This is a genomic window from Cohnella sp. 56, from assembly GCF_037963805.1.
In the GTDB taxonomy this organism is placed as follows: domain Bacteria; phylum Bacillota; class Bacilli; order Paenibacillales; family Paenibacillaceae; genus Cohnella.
The window spans coordinates 68,543-90,884 of the sequence record NZ_JAZDQE010000021.1; the positions used below are offsets into that span (position 1 = coordinate 68,543).

The window sequence follows — 22,342 nt, forward strand, 5'->3', positions numbered from 1 at the left end:
CCAATACTGCCGTTACCACATTACAATATAGAGAGACACGGCGATCTCCTAGGGACGGAGTCTGGAGGAATTCACGCTTATGATCCAAACATCCGCACAGCAAGCCAAATCATGCGTTGAACTGCTCAAGGAGTTCCGCCTCAAAGGCACGGACGCCAGAGGCGAGAAGCTTTTCTTCGCCGGCGTCGGCAGACGCGACGTGTACAATGTGACCGCGCCGTTCCTCGACGAAGGGGAATGGGTCATTGCGGGCCGGGTAGAGGACCGGGCGAGCGAGCGCTCAACGATTATGTTTTTCGTCGAAAAAAACGGCAAATGGATGCCGCGCGAAGGCGCGCCCGCCTTCGATCTGCAGGATCCGTTCTTCACGTTTGTCCGCGGCGAGCTGGTATTCGGCGGGGTGCAGGTGTTCTTCGACCCTGACGATCCCCACTATGTCACGACGTGGCGGACCGTCTTCTACCGCGGCTACCGGATTCGCGATCTGCGCGAGTTCGCGCAGGGGCCGCTCACGATGAAGGACGTGCGCCTCGTCGACCAGCAGAACGGCCGAATCGGCGTCTTCACGCGGCCGATGCCGGTCGGCGACGCCCGGGCGATGATTGGTTATGCCGAGATCTCGGACCTCGACGAACTGACCGAGGACGTGATGACGGACGCCGAGGTGCTGAAGGGCCAGTTCCTGAAGATCGAGTGGGGCGGCGCCAACGAGATCCATCTGCTGAACAACGGCCGGCTCGGCGTGCTCGGCCATGTAGCCTGGATGGACTATGGCAACATCCGCCATTACTACCCGATGGCGTTCGCTCTCGATCCGGCGACGCGTGCGCATACGCCCCTCAAGCTGATCGCCACGCGCAGCCTGTTCCCCGAAGGCCCGGCCAAGCGGCCCGACCTCGAGGACGTATTGTTCAGCGGCGGCCTGCGTCGCAACGGCGACGGCACCGCGACGCTGTACACCGGCGTCAGCGACGCCGAAGCCGCGCGGATCGTCATCGAGGATCCGTTCGCGGAGTATGAGGCATAGGATGTCAGTGACAGGAACCGCTCCGATGGGGCGGTTTTTGTCGTTGGTCGCGGATCCTATGCGCTCAAGCCTTCAGGATACTGTAGAGGCGGTTCTGCCGCGCGCAGGCTCGGTGGATACGCCAAGCACGCGGCGGCAGAAGCGCGAAAGTGGCTCTGTATGGAGCCGCATAGAAGGATATGGCGTGTCGGCGGAGGAGTGCGGTCAAAGTAGTCTCGGGTAGGAACAAACTGGTGTGTCGGCGGCTGCGTGCGGTCAAAGTAGTCTCGGGTAGGAACAAACTGGTGTGTCGGCGGCTGCGTGCGGTCAAAGTAGTCTCAGGTAGGAACAAACTGGTGTGTCGGCTGCTGCGTGCGGGCAAAGTAGTCTCGGGTAGGAACAAACTGGCGTGTCGGCGGCGGAGTGCGGGCAAAGTAGTCTCAGGTAGGAACAAACTGGTGTGTCGGCGGCGGAGTTATGCGCAAGTGGCTCTGTATGGAGCCACATGCCCCCCATTCGTCTTAAGAGAGGAGAGTAAGACTTGAAATCATCAGGTATTATCGTAGACAGGCTCGATCACCTCGTACTGACGGTAAAGGATATCGAAGCGACCGCGGCTTTCTACGATCGGGTGCTGGGTATGCGCACGATTTCGTTCGGCAGCGGTCGATATGCTTTGCAGTTCGGCTCGCAGAAGATCAATCTGCACGAGCGGGGCAAGGAGTTTGAGCCGAAGGCGAAGTACCCGACGCCGGGTTCCGCTGACCTGTGCTTTATCGTTGAGACACCCGTCGAGGAGGCCCTCGCCCATCTTCAGGTTTGCAGCGTTGAGGTGGAGGAGGGGCCTGTCCAACGTACGGGCGCGACCGGTCCGATCCTGTCCGTATACTTCAGGGACCCGGATCGGAATCTGATCGAGATCGCCAATGAGCTGCAGGCGTGACCGTTCGGACCATGCGCTCTGCCGAACCAACCCGGTCACACTTGGAAGCTCTACGCGGTCTGCTGGTCGAAAGTGCGGCTGTGTAAGGACACTTGGCGTTTGGCGCGGACCGGCGGGCGATTGACGCACACGCCGCCGGTCCGCCGGCCGGTTGCTGCTATACAGAAGCTGGCCCCCGCCTTCACGACAGCGTCGACAGCCGCGCCGCCTTAGCGCCGCCTGCCGCCTGCGCGCCGCTTGCCGGTGCGGGTGCGCCGTCGGCTGCCGCCGCCGGAGCGGCGGCGCGTGCGCCTGCGCCGTCTGCGCCTCGGCCGCGGCGCCTCGTATTCGTCGTCGTCCGACTCCGACTTCTTGCCCTTGGACGTGAACAGCTTGATGAGCGGGGCGATCTGTTGGACCGAGGACATGATCTTCTGAATTTTGCCGATATTGCTCAGCAGGCCGTCGATGCCGCCCATCTTGTCGATGAAGCCTTTCACATTTTCCAGATTGCCCATGTTGAGCAGCGCGCCGAGGCCGCCGCCCTTCGCGGCGGGAGCCGCGGCCTGCGCCGCCTGCACGGGCGCCGCGCCGAACAGCGCCGGAGGACCCGACACGATGGGCTCGCCGCCGAGACCGGGGAACCCGCCGCCCCCGGCTCCCGGACCGGGAGCGCCGAGACCGCCGAGGCCGCCGAAGGCATCGAGTCCGGCGCCGCCTCCCTGCGCAGGGAAGCCCGCACCGGGACCGCCGCCCCAGTTGCGATGATACGAAGACGGTATGCGGTTCATGCCATCACTTCCTTCTCTGCTCTGAATCGCCGCGCCCGCCCATGCCGACGGGCAGGGTGAACCTATTTCCGGCGTCCGATGATACAGCATATGTGCGATGGCCCGGCGGCGCATGGACGGATGCCCGCCCAGAACGGCATTTTGCGGCTGCTGCCCGATTTAGTTCTGTAAAGCGCGAATACGTTACAGGTTGAACTGCTTAACCAAACGCAGTACAATAGAGAGAATCGCAATTCGTGTTCCGTCCTGCGGACGGGGCTACAAGTTAGAAACTGGGGTGTGCCTGAATGCAGCTGAAAAAGCTGAATGACAAGTCGATCGACCAATTGTTCGAGGCCATTCTGACACTGAAGTCGGTGGAGGAATGCTACGTCTTCTTCGACGATCTGTGCACGGTCAACGAGATTCAGTCGCTGTCGCAGCGGCTTGAGGTCGCGCGGATGCTCGGCAAGGGTCAGACGTATAACCAGATCGAAGCGGAGACGGGGGCCAGCACGGCGACGATCTCGCGCGTGAAGCGGTGCCTGAACTACGGCAACGACGGCTACAAGATGACGCTGGACCGTCTGGGGCGCTTCGGCAAGGCCGGCGAGGAGTCGGAGCAAGCGACGGAGATTGAGCAAGTCTAGCTCGTCGGCGAGCTTCTCATGCGAGGAGCCCGGAGAGCTTGCATAGCATGGCCATCATACGATGGGAACGGGTTGTCAGACGGTCCGACAGGACTGCGGGCGACCCTTTTTATCATGCGCAGCTCCCGCCTCTGCCTGTCCGCGCAGCCTCACATTTTTACATATTTGCCATTGCCGGGCGGCTGACGGGCAGTTATTCTATTAACAAACGCCGTTAGCCCGGGGAGAGACTGGCATGCGCATTTGGCAATCGGTGCGTTTCAAGATCGTTTTCGGATTTTTTGTTGTAATCGCTCCCATGGTGCTGTTCCTCATCTACAACAACCTGTACGCGATGAAGGTGGTCCGGCAACAGATCTCCGCCCACTACAACAATCTGCTGCTCGCCAACATTTTGGAGAACGACAACATCATGCATGAATACATGCTGTACCTGAACCGGCTGGAGAGCAATCCCGACGTGCCGATCATCCAGGCGCTGCAGCCGGGCGAGAGCGACTATACGCTCGCGAAGATTCGGCTGCTTAATCAGTTCGTCCGCGATTCGAGCGGGATTTACTACGGTATGATGGACACGATCTTCATCTTCGACCGCAAGGCCGACGATCTATACTACGTCACGCAGGACAATTCGACCTATGTGGATAAAAAAGACGTGCTGCTCGGCTGGTCGCGCAATTATTTGCGGGGCGCGGGCGCGCTGAAGCCGAATGCGGGCGAGTGGACGCCGATCGTCATCGGGGACGGTGCGGATTCGCGATACATGATGTGGACGTTCGACCTGGGACTGGACGTGTTCGCCGGCGTTCTTGTCCGGGATCGCAGTCTGCTGCGGGTGCTCCAGGGCTTCGATGTCGGGCCGGAGGGCGGTGCGTTTCTGCTGGACAGCACGGGCAGGCTGCTCGCCGACAGCGATTCTCCGCTCATGGAGGATAACGTTTTCCGTCGGACGATTGCCGACCGGGCGGGTACGTACGGGGTTCTGAAGGAGGAAGGGCGTTCGTATCTCGTCCTGTCGCAGGCTTCCGCCAAGGTGGACGCCGTCTATGCGATCGTGATGCGCGAGGATTACATTTTGCAGAAGCTGCCTTTTTTCCAGAAGGTGCTGTATTACTGGATTCCCCTGCTCGTGGCGCTGCTGCTGATGATCTACCTCGTGTTCCTGCAGCGCATCATGTTCAAGCCGCTCGTCGAGCTGATCCGGGGCATGCGCAAGCTCGGTCAGGGGCGCTTCGACATCCGACTGCCGACGGACCAGAGCAGCGAGTTCGCCTTCATGTCGGGCACATTCAACAATATGGCCGAGCAGATCGAGATGCTCAAGATCGACGTATACGAGGAGCAGCTTCGCGTGCAGAAGGCCGAGTACAAGCATCTGCAGGTGCAGATCAATCCTCATTTTTATATGAACAGTCTGAATATCGTGTACAATCTCGCCGCGCTCAAGGACTTCAAGTCGGTGCAGAAGCTGTCGCTGCATCTGGCCGATTACTTCCGATTCCTCATGCAGAGCCATCGGCAGACGGTGCGTCTCGCCGACGAGCTGCGGCACATCGGTCATTATCTGGAGATCCAGAAGATTCGCTATGCCGGCAAGCTGGACTATGAGGTCCGCGTACTCCCGCAGCATCTGGATTGCGAGCTGTCGCCGCTCATGGTGCAGCCGTTCGTCGAGAACGCGGTTATCCACGGCTTCGGCAAAAAGGTGCCTGACGGCACGTTGTTCCGCATCGAGATCGCGACCGAGCCGGACCCTGCGAGACCGGATACGTATATGCGTCTGCTGATCAGGGACAACGGCACGGGCTTCCCGGCGAACATGCTGGCCGAACTGGCCGCGGGCACCTATGCGGAAGGGACGGGAGAGGAGCACCTGGGCATATGGAATATTCTGAGGCGCTACCGGATGCTGTACGGAGACGAGCGGGGCATCGCGTTCGCGAACGTGCCGGAGGGCGGCGCGGTGGTGACGATCTCGCTGCCTTGCCCGGTCCGGAGGCCGGAGGGTGAAGTCGAGGGCGTGAACGAGGCGGGGCCGGGAGATGGCCCGCACGGAGGCGCGAAGCCCGATGCTCAGGCCGGCTAGAGCGCAAGAACTGATGAACAGGCTTGATAACGGGCGGCTCGCAGGTCGCGGGCGGCTGAACGACGGGGAGGAACGCGCGATGGTGACGATGCTGGTCGTCGACGACGAGATCTATGCGCTCAAGGGCATCACGCAGGGCATCGAATGGGACGATCTGCCGATCTCGCAAATACTGGAGGCCGAGAGCGTGCCGGAGGCGCGGCGGCAGCTGGAGGCGAACAAGGTCGATCTGGTCATCTCGGATATCGAGATGCCGGGCGCGAACGGCATGGAGCTGCTGCGGTATATTCGGGAGGCCTGCCCGTCCACGCTGACGATCTTCCTGACCGGACACGCTCGCTTCGAGTATGCCCAGGAAGCGATGCATCACGGCTGCTTCGAATATGTGCTGAAGCCGGTGGATCATGACGAACTCAAGGAGATCGTGCGGCGGGCCGTGGCGGAGATCGAGGAGCGCCGGGCGCAGCTCACGTTCGAGGAGACGATCGAGACGTACCGCCGCCAATGGACGAGCCAGCTCCCGATACTCGTGGAGCGATTCTGGCAGGAAGCGCTGGCTGGCAGGCTGCCGTCATCGGCGGAGCGTCTCGCGCGGGAGTACGCGTTGTACGATATCCCGCTCGCCGCGGGCGATCGCGTGCTGCCTGTCATGCTGAGCATCGAGCGCTGGGAGCTGGAGCTCGACGGGCGCGACGAGAGCATTATGGAATATGCGCTGCGCAAAGCCGCAGCCGAGATCATCGTCGGGCCTTCGGAGGCGGGCGCGGCGCTGCAGGACCGCAGCCAGCAGAATCTGCTGCTGCTGTATCGTGCGGACGAGGACCGGGCAGCGGTACTCGAGCGCTGCCGCGCGTATATCCGCGCATGTCGCGAGTACTTTCATTGCACAGTCTCATGCTATGTGGGGGTGCCGACGCCGCCGACGTCGCTGGCAGGCGAGCTGGAGCGGCTGTCGCGCCTGGAGCGGGCCAACGTCACGCAGCCGGCGTCGGTCATCGATGCCGGCCCCGGCGCCGATGCCGCGAGTCTCGGCGCCGGCGGTCCCGGCGCGGGCCAGACGATGCCGCCTTTCATGGAGTGGGGCATCCTGCTGGATGCAGGCGGGCTCGCCGAGCTGGAGACGGCCATTGCGGACGCGCTGCGACGGATGAAGGAGGAGGGCGCCGGCCGCGAGAGCCTGGAGCTGTTCTACTACGGCTATGTACACATGCTCTATCAGTCTACCCTGCGGCGGGGCGTGCCTGCCGGCGAGCTGCTGACGCAGCAGGACATTGCCGAGGGTCAGGCGCTGCGGTCGCCGGAGGCCATGAACGCCTGGGCGCTGCGGCTGCTCGCCAGGACCGCCGCGGCGCTTCAGGAACGGCAGCGCGATGCCTCAGCCGTCATCGCCAAGATCCAGAGCTACGTTCAGGATCATCTGGACGAGGAGCTCGGACGCGACGAGATTGCCCGGGCTGTCTACCGCAATCCGGCTTATCTGTCGCGCCTGTTCCGCAAGGAGACGGGCATGTCGCTCACCGACTACATTGCCCAGGCCAAGATCGAGCGCGCCAAGCGGCTGCTCGAGGGCACCAACGACAAGATCAGCAACATCGCCGAAGGACTCGGTTATACGCATTTCTCTTATTTTGCGAAGCTGTTCAAAAAGGTGACGGGTGTAACGCCGCAGGATTACCGGAAGAAGCATCAGTCGATGTGAAGCGGGCGAACGCAGAGCAGAGCAGCAGCAAGCCGGTCGGATCGGTAACTGAAATATACTTTACATAGCCCTAAAGTCCTTGTTGTATTATGACGATAAATGTCATTATCCGTCATTAAACGACTCGACGAAGGGAAGAAGACCCATGGACAACAAGAATACCGGAAAGCTTCCTGCATGGCATCGCAAAAGTCAGATTCTAACCTTAACCGTGCTGCTCGGCGTCGCGCCGCTGGCACAGGCGGGCACCGCGAATGCTGCCGGCGAGGCTATCCTGGCTGCCCCCGTCAAAAATCTGGATGTCAAATGGATCGCCGGCTATGCAGGCAACAACGCCTCCGGTGCGCCCATTGAAATAAACGGTTCTACGATGACGATCGACCTTGCCAACCATACGTCCTGGCAGATCAAGCCCGGCATGAAGCTGTCCGCTTCATCCGACAGCACGGCCGTATCGGTATCTATCGTCGGCAGCAAGCTGGCGGTCACCGTACTCGGCGCAGGCACGGCGAATATCGACCTGAAGGCTGCGACGGACGACGGTTCGGTATCCGCCACCGATCGCGTACAATTCCTCATTACCAAGATCGGCGACACGACCGGAGACGGGTTGGTCACTTCCGCCGATGCCCTCTATATCACCAAAGTCGTGAACAGCAAAGTTCCCCTCAGCGACGAAGAAATCAACCGGCTGGACATCAACCGCGACGGCAAGGTGACGTCCGCCGACGCGACGGCGCTGCTCGCCAATTATGTCGGCAAGACGGGTCCGCAATCCTTCACCTATATCGTGAGCATCAAAGAAGTGAACGACGCGCCGTTCGTGACCGAGGCCGCGATCTCCGGCACGCTCAAGACGGGCGCTACGCTGACCGCCGCCTCCGCATATCGGGACGTCGAAGCGGATGCCGAAGGTGTCAGCGAGTACAAGTGGTACAAGGGCCTAGCGGCCGATGGCTCGGATAAGGCGCCGATCGCCGGGGCAACCAATCGGACCTATGCCGTTCAGGACGAGGACGTCGGCTATTTCCTGTTCGCGGAGATCACGCCGGTGGCCGCCGAGGGCAAGACGCGCGGCGAGACTGTGATCGTGTCGACGGATATGGCCATACCGGATACGACGCCGCCTGCGCTGGCGGCGACGAATGCGCTGACGCCGACGGGAACGGTGGCCAAGGGCGATATGGCGAAGGACTTCGTCATGACGTTCACGGAGAAAGTGAAGGCGGGCGCGGGCAGCATCAAGCTGCGCAAGGTGTCGGGCGGCAGCGAGGCCGTCTCTTACGCGGCGAACGACACGGCGCATGTGACGATCGCAGGCGACACGGTGACGATCAAAAATCCGGGACTCGAAGACGTGACGGCGTACTACGTGGAGGTCGAGCCGACGGCGATCGTCGACCTGGCGGGCAACGCGTATGCCGGCACGCAAGGCAGCACGACATGGACGTTCACGACGCCGGACACGACGGCGCCGATCTTGTTGTCGAAGACGCCTGCGGCTGGATCGCAGCAGGCGCCGAAGAGCGCGGGCGTTGACTTTGTGTTGACGTTCAACGAGCCTGTGAAGGCAGTGACGGGCAAAAAGGTGCAGATCTATCGTGTGGGGGATACGGAGCCGCTCCGGGCATACGATGCGGACAGTGCGAACGTCGTCGTGAACGGTACGACCGTGTCGATCAAGCATCCGGAGCTGACGGAGACGGAGAGTTACGAGGTACGGATCGAGGCTGGCGCGTTCGCCGACCTGTCCGACAACGCCTTCGCTGGCTTGACGTCGGGCTGGAGCTTCACCGTGCCGGATACGACGCCGCCTGCGCTGGCGGCGACGAATGCGCTGACGCCGACGGGAACGGTGGCCAAGGGCGATATGGCGAAGGACTTCGTCATGACGTTCACGGAGAAAGTGAAGGCAGGTGCTGGCAGCATCAAGCTGCGCAAGGTGTCGGGCGGCAGCGAGGCCGTCTCCTACGCGGCGAACGACACGGCGCATGTGACGATCGCAGGCGACACGGTGACGATCAAAAATCCGGGTCTCGAAGACGTGACGGCGTACTACGTGGAAGTCGAGCCGACGGCGATCGTCGACCTGGCGGGCAATGCCTACGCGGGCACGCAGGGCAGCACGACATGGACGTTTACGACGCCGGACACGACGGCGCCGGTGCTGGTGTCGAAGACGCCTGCGGCTGGATCGCAGCAGGCGCCGAAGAGCGCGGGCGTTGACTTTGTGTTGACGTTCAGCGAGCCGGTGAAGGCAGTGTCGGACAAGTATGTATGGATCTATCGCGGGGCGGAGACGACGCCGTTCTTGACGTACAACGCCACGGACAGTGCGAATGTCGTCGTGAACGGTACGAGCGTATCGATCAAGCATCTGGAGCTGACGGAGACGGAGAGTTACGAGGTACGGATCGAGGCCGGCGCGTTCGCCGACCTGTCCGACAACGATTTTGCGGGTCTGACATCGGGCTGGAGCTTCACCGTGCCGGATACGACGGCGCCTGCGCTGGCGGCGACGAATGCGCTGACGCCGATGGGAACGGTGGCCAAGGGCGATATGGCGAAGGACTTCGTCATGACGTTCACGGAGAAAGTCAAGGCGGGCACAGGCAGCATCAAGCTGCGCAAGGTGTCGGGCGGCAGCGAGGCCGTCTCCTACGCGGCGAACGACACGGCGCATGTGACGATCGCAGGCGACACGGTGACGATCAAAAATCCGGGTCTCGAAGACGTGACGGCGTACTACGTGGAAGTCGAGCCGACGGCGATCGTCGACCTGGCGGGCAACGCGTATGCCGGCACGCAAGGCAGCACGACGTGGACGTTCACGACGCCGGACACGACGGCGCCGGTATTGGTGTCGAAGACGCCTGCGGCTGGATCGTTGCAGGCGCCCAAGAGCGAGAGCGTTGACTTTGTGTTGACGTTCAACGAGCCTGTGAAGGCAGTGTCGGACAAAAAGGTGCAGATCTATCGTGTGGGGGATACGGAGCCGCTCCGGGCATACGATGCGGACAGTGCGAACGTCGTCGTGAACGGTACGACCGTGTCAATCAAGCATCCGGAGCTGACGGAGACGGAGAGTTACGAGGTACGGATCGAGGCTGGCGCGTTCGCCGACCTGTCCGACAACGCCTTCGCTGGCTTGACGTCGGGCTGGAGCTTCACCGTGCCGGATACGACGCCGCCTGCGCTGGCGGCGACGAATGCGCTGACGCCGACGGGAACGGTGGCCAAGGGCGATATGGCGAAGGACTTCGTCATGACGTTCACGGAGAAAGTCAAGGCAGGTGCTGGCAGCATCAAGCTGCGCAAGGTATCGGGCGGCAGCGAGGCCGTCTCCTACGCGGCGAATGACACGGCGCATGTGACGATCGCAGGCGACACGGTGACGATCAAAAATCCGGGTCTCGAAGACGTGACGGCGTACTACGTGGAAGTCGAGCCGACGGCGATCGTCGACCTGGCGGGCAATGCCTACGCGGGCACGCAAGGCAGCACGACATGGACGTTCACGACGCCGGACACGACGGCGCCGGTATTGGTGTCGAAGACGCCTGCGGCAGGATCGCAGCAGGCGCCCAAGAGCGAGAGCGTTGACTTTGTGTTGACGTTCAACGAGCCTGTGAAGGCAGTGACGGGCAAAAAAGTGCAGATCTATCGTGTGGGGGATACGACGCCGCTCTGGACGTACGACGTGGACAGTGCGAACGTCGTCGTGAACGGTACGACCGTGTCGATCAAGCATCCGGAGCTGACGGAGACGGAGAGTTACGAGGTACGGATCGAGGCTGGCGCTTTCGCCGACCTGTCCGACAACGCCTTCGCTGGCTTGACGTCGGGCTGGAGCTTCACCGTGCCGGATACGACGGCGCCTGTCATCTCGGGCGTAGCGCCTGCGAATCAGACCGTAAGGGTAAATGCTTCAAGCGATCTCACGATTTCCTTCAACGAAGCTGTGAGAGCCGTGGCAGGACATGCCATCAAGGTGTACAATGCTGCTTCGCCGTCGACGCCGCTGGCCGTTATTCAGGCGGACGACACGGCACATGTCACGATCAGCGGCGGCAAGGTTACGATTGCCAATCCGGGACTTAGCGACAATGCCGCTTACTATGTGGACGTACCTGCCGGCGCCTTTGAAGACCTGGCAGGCAATGCAGCTCCGGCTATTGCCGGCTCGAGCGCGTGGTCGTTCAGGACTCCGGATACGATCGCACCTACGCTGACGACGAAGACGCCGGCCGACGGCGCCGTGACGAACAGCAAGGATTTTGAGGCGACGCTGAAGTTCAGCGAACCGGTGAAGGCCGCTGCCGGCAAGCATATTACAATCTACAAAGCATCCGATGACACGGAGGCCCTTAAGTTCGACGCGGACGACACCGTTAACGTGAATATTAATGGAAATACCGTCACGCTGCCCTTCATGCACATGGATGACGATACAGCTTACTATGCCACGGTAGACAAAGGCGCCTTCACGGACGCAGAGGGTAACGAATATGCCGGTATAACGGGCAAGACGGCTTGGCGCTTCACTACGCCGGACGTTTTCCCGCCGACGGCGGTCACGCTGAGCCCTGTCCGGCAAGCGACGGGTGTCAGCCTTACCGACGATTTCGTTATTCATTTCAGCGAGCCGGTCTTGACGGGCAATGGCACGATCCGGATCTTCCGGGCGACGGACAATGCTCTGATCGCTTCGTATACCGCTGACGATACGACCAAGGTTACGGTAAATGGCTCTCAGGCGACGATTCGCAATCCGGGGCTTGCCGACGAGACAGAGTACTACATCGAGATCTCGAGCTTTGCCTTCCGGGATGCGGCCGGCAATAAATTCTCGGGCTTCACCGGCGAACAAGGCGTATGGAGATTCACGACGCCGGATACGGCGGCACCGGTCATTAGTACGCTGACGCCGGCCCACCAAGGGACAGGGGTCAGCCAGACGGACGATATCAAGATTGTTTTCAACGAGAATATCAAGGCGGTTAGCGGCAAAAGGATTGCGATCCGCAACGCAGCTGACGACAGCCTGTTCGCCGAGTTCGATGCTGCCGATACGGCGAATGTGACGGTCAGCGGCAAGACGCTCCTGGTCGCACACGCGAAGCTGGCCGATGCGATGGCTTATTATGTCGACGTAGAGGCGGGCGCGGTGACGGATACGACGGGCAACGCCTTTGCCGGGATCAGCGGCAAGTCCGCGTGGCGATTCACGGCGGCGGATTCTCGCACATTCGAGGTGCAAAATGTCTCGGACCTCTCCGAGAAGCAGATGAACGAGGATGGCGGCGCGATTCTGATACTCACGATTACGGGGGACCAGTTCCAATTCGACACCGAGAAGGATTCGAACGGAGATCCGGTGCTCGATGCCGACAACATGCCGGTCATGTTTTTCAATACAGCGAACATTCAATTGAATCATGCCCCTGCAGGTGTCACCATCCTGAGTGCGGACAAAATCGACGACGGCTCCTTGATGCTGAGTCTCGACTTTGACGGCACGCCGATGAGCGCGGACGTAACCGACTTCAGCGTGACCGTGGTGCCGTCGGGACTGGTCAGCGGCAAGACGATTACTTCGAACGCGATGACGATCACCGCGCTGCCCCGCATGCTTGCGATCACGAACCGTACACCGGCCGCAGGCGAGACCGATACGGACAAGCGCGGCGCACTGGGCATCACGTTCGACAAGGCTGTCACGGCTGCGGCTGGCAAGACTATCTCGATTCGCAGAAAATCGGACGATGGACTCGTACAAAGCATAAACGCGAACGATGCGTCCAAAGTTACGGTTAACGGCGCTGCGGTCACGATCCAGCCGAATATGCTGAACAATCTGACGGATTACTACGTACAGATGGACGCAGGCGCATTTGTCAGCGGGGACGGTTCAGCCAGTCCGGCGATTAGTGCCAAGACCGATTGGCCGTTCAGGACGATTGAGGAAATTCCGGGTCCGTATTTCTCGCAATATTTGGACGCCGGAGACGGACGAATCGCACTTGAGCTCTACAATACGGGCGCCCAGGATGCGACAGGATACAGCGTCGTCGTCTACAAGTATATGAAGGCGACGAAAACGATCCAAACCACAAACGTGCCGATTCTAAAGATCGTTCCAAATATGCCGTTTATCTACATTGATACGATTTTCTATGACGCCTTTGACAAGATGAACATTTGGTACTATAACGATGAGCTGGACCTTTACAATCCGAACAGCTTCTCCGTGACGGCGATTGTTCTTAAGAACAGCAGCGGCAAGGTCATCGACGTGCTGGGTAACCCGAATGCGACGACAGATGCTCCGTTCATGCCAAGCGGCGGCACGATCATTCGCAAGCCGCAGACGTACGGCGGTTCGCCGAAGTTCCAACTGGGACAGTGGAACAGCTTCCCGAAGGGCACGCTGAACTATTTCGGTACCCATACGAACTAATTTCACACCAACCGGGAGCGTTTAGGGCGATCGCCTCCACTACGAGAGGCGATGGGCCCAACGGCAGCGCGCTCCGGGCGATCGCCTCCACTACGAGAGGCGATGGGCCTAACGGTAGCGCGCTCCGGGCGATCGCCTTCACTACGAGAGGCGATGGGCCTAACGGTAGCACGTTCCGGGCGATCGCCTTCACTACGAGAGGCGATGGGCCCAAAGGCAGCGCGCTCCGGGCGATCGCCTTCACTACGAGAGGCGATGGGCCTAACGGTAGCACACTCCGGGCGATCGCCTTCACTACGAGAGGCGATGGGCTCAACGGCAGCACGTTCCGGGCGATCGCCTTCACTACGAGAGGCGATGGGCTCAACGGCAGCACGTTCCGGGCGATCGCCTCCACTACGAGAGGCGATGGGCCTAACGGTGGCACGTTCCGGGCGATCGCCTTCACTACGAGAGGCGATGGGCTCAACGGCAGCGCGCTCCGGGCGATCGCCTCCACTACGAGAGGCGATGGACCTAACGGTGGCACGTTCCGGGCGATCGCCTCCACTACGAGAGGCGATGGGCCTAACGGTAGCGCGCTCCGGGCGATCGCCTTCACTACGAGAGGCGATGGGCTGTATCGTACGATTTCTAACTTAACGGAGGTTCACCATGAGCATAACCAATCGTTCGTCCATGGCTTGTATGGCGGCGCTGATCGCGCTGATATTGCTGCTGGGTGTTCCAGTCGGCACGTACGGAGCGGCAGCGGCCGAGCCGGCGGCATCCGACGTCCGGCTGACGATCGACAACGGTTCCGCAGCAGTCGGCAGCGCCGTTGTCATCCCCGTATCTGTCCGCACCGCTAAACCGATCGCATCCTACAACATGCAGATCGACTTCGATCCGGAAGCGCTCGAGATCGTGTCGGTGACACCTAAATACGGCAACGCGGACGCAGACAAATGCTTGACGGACGAGCAGGGCTGCATCCAGACCGCATTCGACAACAAAGGCGGATGGCTGCGGGCGGCCTGGATCGATCCGACTACAGGAAGCGCAGCGGAGCATCCGATCAAGTCCGAGCAGATGCTGTTCGTCATCGAAGTGAAGTCCAAGAACCGGACCGGCGATCAGACGTTGTCCATCGATGCCGCGAGCGCCGAGAATCTCTCGTTTACGGACGGCGTCTTTGCGGGAGACAAGCCGCATGCATTGTCGGTCACAGTCAAGGCGGGTGTGCTGGCCGTGAACTTCCCTGCCCAGCCTGCTGCTTCTGATCTTAAGGTGTATATCGACGGGCAGGTACAGCCCAAATCGGCGACCGTCACCAAGGATAAGGTCAACGGCCGCACGGTTGCTACCGTCGCCGTAGACAATGCAGCGGTGCTGTCGCGGATCGAGAGCAACGAGACGAAGACGCTGTTCCTCGATGCGCGTGGAGACGACTCCGGCGCGATCGTCAGCAAGCTGAACGGCAAGCTCGTCAAAGCGATGGAGCGCAAGGAAGCCGTACTGCAGATCGAGACCGACAAGGGCGGGTACACGCTGCCCGCCTCGCAGGTTCGCATCGATGATATTGCCGCGCAGATCGGCAAGGACATCGCCCTGCAGGATATAGACATCAGCGTGCGCATCGCCGAACCGGACGACGCCGCGCTTGCGGCTGCGGAGAAGGCGGCCAAGGTCGCAGGCGCTTCTCAGGTCGCTGAGCCGGTGAGCTTTGAAGTGGAAGCGACCCACGGCGACAAAACGGTTCGGGTCGACCGCTTCAGCAGCTATGTCGAACGGAGCATCGCACTGCCCGAGAACGCTGATCCGTCCAGGATCACCACGGGAGTCGTGCTGAACGCGGACGGAACGCTGACGCATGTCCCTACGAATATCGTCAAAAAGGACGGCCGCTACTACGCGAATATCCGCAGCCTGACGAACAGTGTATATTCGGTCATCTGGCATCCCAAGACGTTCGCCGACGTAGCCGCACACTGGAGCCGCGACGATGTGAACGATCTGGCCTCCAGGCTGGTCGTAAACGGCGCGACTGAGACGACCTTCGAGCCGAATCGCGGCGTCACGCGCGCCGAGTTCGTCTCGATCCTGACGCGCGGTCTGGGACTGCACGCAGCGAAGGGGACGACTACGGCTGCCGCCTATGCGGATGTAGCGGAAGGCAGCTGGTACGGAGATGCGGTTCGGATCGCTGCTTCTTATGGCATCGCTGGCGGCTATAGCGACGGCACATTCAAGCCTGGAGCTTCGATCTCCAGACAGGAAGCGATGACGATGCTGGCACGCGCGATGAAGCTGGTCGGCCTGGAGACCGGCAGCAGCGTTGATACCGAGCGCATGCTGTCCAGATTCGCGGACGCAGGCAGCATCGGCTCATGGGCGAAGGATGCCGCGGCGTCCGTCGTCGGCGCGGGACTGGTCCAAGGCGCGGACGGCAAGCTGAATCCGGGCGCAGGCATCACCCGTGCGGAGACCGCGGCCATCGCGCGCAGAATGCTCGTGAAGGCGGGATATATCAACGAATAGCCGATTCCGCAAGCCGCGGGGTCCGGGTCATATTCGATAGGCAGAGCGTCTTGGGGCGCTCTGCTTTTTTATAAGCAGACGGCGTTTGTGCTTAAGCGTCACAGGCGCGGAACGTCAGCGTGTGCGGCAAGCGGCAAGTAGAGTAGAAGAGGAGCGCGGAGGTATGCGGCGGGAGCCAGGAGAGAGTGGGGCGGCTGATAAAGCCTGCATCCGTACAGCTTTTTAACGCGCCCGACCAGCGAAGGCGACAAAAGATGCAAATCGGCATCTATTTGGCCGCGAAGTCTGAGATTGCGATGGAAATGAGGCCAAAGCCTGCAAATTCGCAGCTTTTATCGCGCGAGGCGCACCGTGCACGGAAAAAGGATGTAAATTTGCAGGAATTCGTTTATTTCTGCCTCGCACGCAGGGGAGGGGCCATGGACAGCATGCGCAAATGGTAAAATATCGTATGCAAGTCACAATTGTGCTATCTCGGTCATCCCAGTAGATAGATGGTGGGTGCACCTGCCCTGTACAATGACATCACAGACCAAAAAGAGACAAAAGGAACGTGATGGAGATGGAGCAGGCCCCCCAAGCCGCGCGGGCGGCGGACAAGAGCGCGCTGAAGGCCGGGAAAGCGCAGGCCAAGGCCAAGACGCTGAACCAGGGCTACTGGCAGAAGTACGGCGTATTCTACCTGATGATGGCACCGGCCCTCATCGTGCTGATCGTCAACAACTATATTCCGATGGCCGGCGCGCTGATTGCGTTCAAGCAGATGACGTACGCGTCGCCGAGCTTCTTCCAGAACTTCGCGGACAGCCCGTGGGTCGGCTGGGACAACTTCAAGTATCTGTTCGCCAACAGCATCGCCTGGGACATCACGCGCAACACGATTTTGTACAATGCGGTGTTCATCCTGCTCAACCTGATCTTCGGCGTCGGGATGGCGCTCATGCTCAATGTGATGCGCAACCGCTTTTTATCCAAGCTGCACCAGACGATTCTATTTCTGCCATACTTTATGTCGTGGATCATCCTCTCGTATCTGGTCTACGCCTTCCTGAATCCGGAGATCGGCATCATGAACAAGTTCGTCCTGTCGTGGTTCGGCGCGCAGCCGGTCGACTGGTACTCGGATCCGAAGTGGTGGCCGCTCGTGCTGCCGATCGTCAATACGTGGAAAGGGATCGGCTACTACGCGGTCATTTACCTCGCGGCGATCGTCGGCATCGACAACGAGTATTACGAGGCGGCTCATATGGACGGCGCGACGAAGTGGCGGCAGATCTGGACGATCACGATCCCGCTCATCCGCCCGGTCATCACCATCATGACGCTGCTGCAGATCGGCCGGATTTTCTACGCGGACTTCGGACTGTTCTTCCAGGTCACGCGCAATGCCGGCGCGCTGTACGACAAGACGCTCGTCATCGACACCTATGTGTATCAGGGATTCCTCGTCTCCGGCGACATCGGGATGTCCTCCGCGGCCGGCCTCTACCAGGCGCTCGTCGGCTTCGTCCTCGTACTCGGCGCCAACATGGTCGTCAGACGAATCAGCAAGGATGACGCCCTGTTCTAGGCAGACGCCGCTTAAGACACCCGAAGGAGGAACCCCCTATGACCACCACCGCGCTTAAACGCAAAAAATTTAATGCGAACGAAATCTCGTCCGGCACCAATGCCGTCATCAATATCGTGTTCTGGATCTACAGCGCACTGTGCGTCATTCCGCTGCTCATCGTCGTCGCCGTTTCCTTTTCGGACGAGAAGAAGGTGACGGTCGGCGGCTACAAGCTCTGGCCCGAGCAGTTCAGCCTGGGCGCCTACAAGTTCCTGCTGGACGATTGGAAGCCGATCGTGAACTCCTACGGCGTCTCGATCTTCGTCACCGTCGTCGGCACGATCGTCGCACTCTCGATCATGACGCTATACGCGTATCCGATCTCGCGGCGCGACTTCAAGCACCGCAGCATCTTTTCCTTTATCGTCTTCTTCACGATCTTGTTCAACAGCGGGCTCGTGCCGTTCTATCTGACCTACAAGCAAGGGCTTCACCTGCAGAACACGATGCTCGTGCTCATGCTGCCAATGTTCGTCCAGGGCTTCTTCGTCATCCTGATCCGCACGTTCTTCAGTAACTCGATCCCGCCGGCGCTCATCGAATCGGCCAAGATCGACGGGGCGGGCGAGCTGCGCACCTTCTTCCAGATCGTGCTCCCGCTGTCGCTGCCGGTGCTCGCCTCGGTCGGCCTGCTGTGTACGCTGAACTACTGGAACGACTGGTTCCTGAGCCTCCTGTTCATCGGACAGGACGGACCGATGAGCATCCAGTTCCGCATGTACAAGACGCTGCTCGACATCGCCTACCTAAGCTCCAACTCGCAAGCGTACTCGGCGATCATGCAGGCGAATCCAAACTTCCAGATGCCGAGCGAGACCGCCCGGATGGCGATGGCCGTCGTCGGGATCGGGCCGATCATCTTCATCTATCCGTTCTTCCAGCGGTACTTCATCCAAGGTCTCACCGTCGGCGCCGTCAAGGGCTGACGCCATGTCAGGGCTTGCCGCCCCAGGCGGCGGCCCGGACGATCAGGCAGGCTGAATCCGGTTACCGGCCGGTTCACGCATATATAGCGATATTCACTATTCAAAGGGAGGCATTACCCATGCAAGTTCAGAACAAGCTCGGCAAATCCGCACTCGCACTCGCGGCGCTCTCCGTCGTGCTCGCAGGCTGCGGCAGCAACAGCAACAACAAGGGCGCCGATTCGTCGCCGTCGTCCACCGCGTCCGCGAAGCCGTCGAGCTCCGCCAGCGCAGCTCCGTCCGAGAGCGCCTCGGCGGCTCCGTCGTCCGCCGCATCCGATCTGAAGGAATACAAGCTGTCGCTGTACATCCCCGGCACGCCGCCGAAGGACGAGGCGAAGGTCGAAGCCGAGATCAACAAGTACCTCAAAGAAAAAATCAACGCGACGCTCGATCTCAACCTCATCGATTGGGGTCAATGGGACAACAAGATGAACCTCGCGATCGCCTCCCGCGATCCGATGGACATCATCTTCACCGCAGGCTGGAACGGACATCCGACGAACGTCGCCAAGGGCGCTTTCCTGCCGCTGAACGATCCGAACGGCAAGTACGGCAACCTGCTCGAGCAATACGGCCAGGACATCCTGTCCACGCTGCCCGAAGCGTTCCTCAAGGGCGCCAAGATCAACGGCTTCAACTACGGCGTGCCGACGAACAAGGAGCTCGCAGAGCAAGGCGGCATCATCTTCCGCAAGGACATCGCCGACGAGCTGGGCCTGACCGACAAGCTGATGGCCGTCAAGTCGATCGCCGATCTCGACCCGATCCTGGCCGAAGTCAAGGCCAAGAAGCCGGACTTCATCCCGCTGTTCCTCCGCGACGGCGACAACTTCAACGCACACTACTTTGCCAAATACGACTATCTCGGCGATACGACGATCGAAGGCGTCATCCTGAAGGACGGCGACGAGACGACTGTCAAGCCTCGCTTCGAAGAGCCGCGCTACAAGGAGACGCTGAACGTCACCCGCGACTTCTTCAAGAAGGGCTACATTAACAAAGACTCCGCGGTCACGCAGCTGAGCGGCAACGATGCGCTCAAGAAGGGCAATGTGTTCATGATCACCGCTTCGCTCAAGCCGGGCAAGGACGCCGAGACGGCGAACTCCACCGGTCTGGCCGGCAAGCTGGCGCAGGTCTCCATGACAGCCAAGACGGTCGCCACGAGCGACACGGCAGGCTCGATGCTCGGCATCTCCACGACGTCGGGCGATCCGGCCCGCGCGATGATGCTCATCAACCTGCTGCACTCCGACCAGTACCTGAACAACCTGATCAACTTCGGCATCGAGGGCGATCACTATACGAAGAACGGCGATATCATCACGCCGACCGACAATACCGGCAACTACGCCATCGGCGCCAACTGGATGCTGGGCAGCCAATTCCTGAACTACGTCTGGAACACGGAAGCGCCGGACAAGTGGGAGCAGTTCAAAGCGTTCAACGAAGGCGCGCACAACTCGCCGGCGCTCGGCTTCACGTTCAATGCCGAGCCGGTCAAGTCGCAGGTGTCCGTCGAGAGCAACATCCGCAAGCAGTACGATCCGGGCCTCGATACCGGCTCGATCGATCCGTCCAAGGCCGACGAGTACTACAAGAAGCTCAAGAGCAACGGCCTCGACGCGATCATCGCCGAGAAGCAGAAGCAACTGAACGCGTTTCTGGGCAAATAACCGCAGCTTGAACAACTGAACGCCGACCCGCAGGAAGGACACTTTGAAAAAAGTGACCCTCCTGCGGGTCTTTTATATGTTTTTCAAACGGATCGACAAAATTGATACACGGGTAAACAGGCATCGGATAAGGAACGAGAGATCCGGCACTTTATCGGACGTCCGGCGATGGATAAGGTTGAGATCAGGAGCCGGCCCGCATGTGCGCGCTGCTTCTGATTCTGCTTAGAAAAGGAGGCGTTCTTCCTTGCAAAATTCGTCCCCGCCGCCATTCGAACTCCGCTGCATCGATTCGCTTGTCAAAGTTTTCGCCGATGACGCGCTCACCGCGCTTCCCCATGTTCGCGCTGCGGCGCTGCTGAACGAGACGTATTCGTTTCAGGCGGCATACCGGTCCGATCGATTGCTCAAGCAAGTCGGCGTTCGTGTGCAGAGCGAGCTGGCGCCTCGGATCTCGATTCGACAAGTCGGCCTCGTTCCGGCCGAGATGCTGAACTACTCCGACCACGATGCGCATGTGCTGCGCGTCACGCCGGGACTATATCCCGATCCGCTGTACCCTATCGACGCTGCGGATGGGCTGACCTGTCTCCCCGGCCAATGGCGGAGCGTCTGGATATCCGTCGATCTCGACGCGACGATCGCACGGGGCGTCTATCCGATCCGGGTCGTGTTCGCCGATGCGCAGTCCGACGAGCTGGGGACCGCGGATTTTGAGCTCGAAGTGCTGCCGTGCGCGCTTCCGGAGCAGCAAATCATGCATACGGAATGGTTCCATGCCGACTGCTTGGCTACTTATTACAAGACGGATGTGTTCAGCGAGCGGCATTGGGAGCTGATCGACAATTATGTCCGCGCCTACGTTCGCTACGGCGCCAACATGATCTTGACCCCGCTGTTCACGCCGCCGCTGGATACGGCCCCGGGACTGGAGCGTCCTACCGTCCAGCTTGTCCGCGTCGAGATGGTAGAGGAGGGGAGTTACCGGTTTGATTTCGGATTGCTGGAAAGGTGGATCGCGTTATGTTTGCGGCACGGGATTCGCTGCTTCGAGTTTTCCCATCTGTTCACGCAGTGGGGAGCGCAGCATGCCCCGAAGGTGATGGCTTATACCAACGGAGCGGAGACAAAAATATTCGGTTGGGAGACCGATGCCGCCGGGGAGCCGTATAAAAGTTTTCTGAGTCGGCTGCTCCCGGAATTGGTGGCGTTTATTCATACGTATGGAATTCAGGACCGCTGTTATTTTCATCTGTCGGACGAACCGAAGCTCGAGCATCTGGAGGCGTATGAGAGCGCCAGCACGCTGCTGCGCAAGCATTTAGGCGGGCTGCCGATTGTTGACGCGCTGTCGGCGCCGGATTTTTATGCAAGCGGGCTCGTCCATACGCCGATACCTCCAACGGATCACGCCGAGCACTTTTTGCCGATTGTGGAGGGGGAACGCTGGACTTATTATTGCTGCGATCAATACAAGCAGGTGTCCAACCGATTTTTCTGCATGCCGTCCGCGCGCAACCGAATCATCGGGATGCAGCTTTACAAGTATGCGGTAAACGGGTTTTTGCACTGGGGGTACAACTTCTGGTATTCGCAATTCTCGCGGAAGGAAGTCGATCCGTTTAAATCGACCGACGCCGATTACGGCTTCCCTGCCGGGGACGCTTTTCTTGTGTACCCGGGCGCGGACGGCCATCCGCTGGCGTCCATCCGGCTCGAGGTGCTGCACGAGGGCTTCCAGGATCTGCGGGCGCTCTGCTTGCTGGAGTCGCTGGCCGGCCGCGATACGGCCATTGCCATATTGGAGGCGGGGCTGGAGACGCCGCTGACGTTCGCGACGTATCCTCGGGACGAAGGCTGGATCGTACAATGCAGACAGCGAATCAACTCGGCGATTAAAACCTATCTGGACTAGAGGAGGGAGCGCGGGGCAAATGCCTGCGATTCTGCAGGCTTTGCTGCGAATCCCGGCT

Annotated in this window: 12 protein-coding genes; 11 read left to right on the forward strand and 1 reads right to left on the reverse strand. The window is 60.4% G+C overall.

Annotated features, from left to right (window positions below; genetic code table 11):
• Window positions 1-82 precede the first annotated feature (82 nt).
• Both VQ071_RS26120 and VQ071_RS26125 read left to right on the forward strand, forming a co-directional pair.
• Window positions 83-1,027 carry a DUF1861 family protein gene (locus VQ071_RS26120; protein WP_445293342.1) on the forward strand — a complete coding sequence of 315 codons (945 nt, stop codon included), beginning with the start codon at window positions 83-85 and terminating at the stop codon, window positions 1,025-1,027.
• Window positions 1,028-1,547: 520 nt separating this feature from the next.
• Window positions 1,548-1,949: a VOC family protein gene (locus VQ071_RS26125; protein WP_340517376.1), complete on the forward strand. Its 402-nt coding sequence runs from the start codon at window positions 1,548-1,550 to the stop codon at window positions 1,947-1,949.
• A 209-nt stretch (window positions 1,950-2,158) separates the two neighbouring features.
• On the opposite strand, the gene VQ071_RS26130 is transcribed toward VQ071_RS26125, so the two are convergent.
• Window positions 2,159-2,719 (reverse strand): aminotransferase, encoded by a 561-nt coding sequence (locus VQ071_RS26130; RefSeq protein ID WP_340517377.1) that lies wholly within the window; start codon window positions 2,717-2,719, stop codon window positions 2,159-2,161.
• A 287-nt stretch (window positions 2,720-3,006) separates the two neighbouring features.
• On the opposite strand from VQ071_RS26130, the gene VQ071_RS26135 reads away from it, so the two are divergent.
• From VQ071_RS26135 to VQ071_RS26175, 9 genes are all read left to right on the forward strand, one after another.
• Window positions 3,007-3,348, forward strand: a complete 342-nt coding sequence (locus VQ071_RS26135; protein WP_340517379.1) for a YerC/YecD family TrpR-related protein — start codon at window positions 3,007-3,009, stop codon at window positions 3,346-3,348.
• A 235-nt stretch (window positions 3,349-3,583) separates the two neighbouring features.
• The gene (locus VQ071_RS26140; RefSeq protein ID WP_340517382.1) at window positions 3,584-5,434 is read left to right on the forward strand and encodes a cache domain-containing sensor histidine kinase; all 1,851 of its coding nucleotides are present in this window, start codon (window positions 3,584-3,586) and stop codon (window positions 5,432-5,434) included.
• Between the two features lie 13 nt (window positions 5,435-5,447).
• Entirely contained in the window at window positions 5,448-7,133 is a 1,686-nt protein-coding gene (locus tag VQ071_RS26145) for a response regulator transcription factor (protein WP_340517384.1), read from the forward strand.
• A 145-nt stretch (window positions 7,134-7,278) separates the two neighbouring features.
• Window positions 7,279-13,593 carry an Ig-like domain-containing protein gene (locus VQ071_RS26150; RefSeq protein WP_340517386.1) on the forward strand — a complete coding sequence of 2,105 codons (6,315 nt, stop codon included), beginning with the start codon at window positions 7,279-7,281 and terminating at the stop codon, window positions 13,591-13,593.
• Between the two features lie 654 nt (window positions 13,594-14,247).
• A complete protein-coding gene (locus VQ071_RS26155; RefSeq protein WP_340517388.1) occupies window positions 14,248-16,113 on the forward strand; it encodes an S-layer homology domain-containing protein in 1,866 nt (621 codons plus the stop codon).
• A 562-nt stretch (window positions 16,114-16,675) separates the two neighbouring features.
• The gene (locus tag VQ071_RS26160) at window positions 16,676-17,683 is read left to right on the forward strand and encodes an ABC transporter permease (RefSeq protein WP_340517390.1); all 1,008 of its coding nucleotides are present in this window, start codon (window positions 16,676-16,678) and stop codon (window positions 17,681-17,683) included.
• A 38-nt stretch (window positions 17,684-17,721) separates the two neighbouring features.
• Window positions 17,722-18,651, forward strand: coding sequence for a carbohydrate ABC transporter permease (locus tag VQ071_RS26165; RefSeq protein ID WP_340517392.1), 930 nt, complete (start codon window positions 17,722-17,724; stop codon window positions 18,649-18,651).
• 119 nt (window positions 18,652-18,770) lie between these two features.
• On the forward strand, window positions 18,771-20,369 hold the full coding sequence (locus VQ071_RS26170; protein ID WP_340517393.1) for an ABC transporter substrate-binding protein: 1,599 nt from the start codon (window positions 18,771-18,773) through the stop codon (window positions 20,367-20,369).
• A gap of 247 nt (window positions 20,370-20,616) precedes the next feature.
• On the forward strand, window positions 20,617-22,284 hold the full coding sequence (locus tag VQ071_RS26175) for a DUF4091 domain-containing protein (RefSeq protein ID WP_340517395.1): 1,668 nt from the start codon (window positions 20,617-20,619) through the stop codon (window positions 22,282-22,284).
• The last annotated feature ends 58 nt before the right edge of the window (window positions 22,285-22,342 follow it).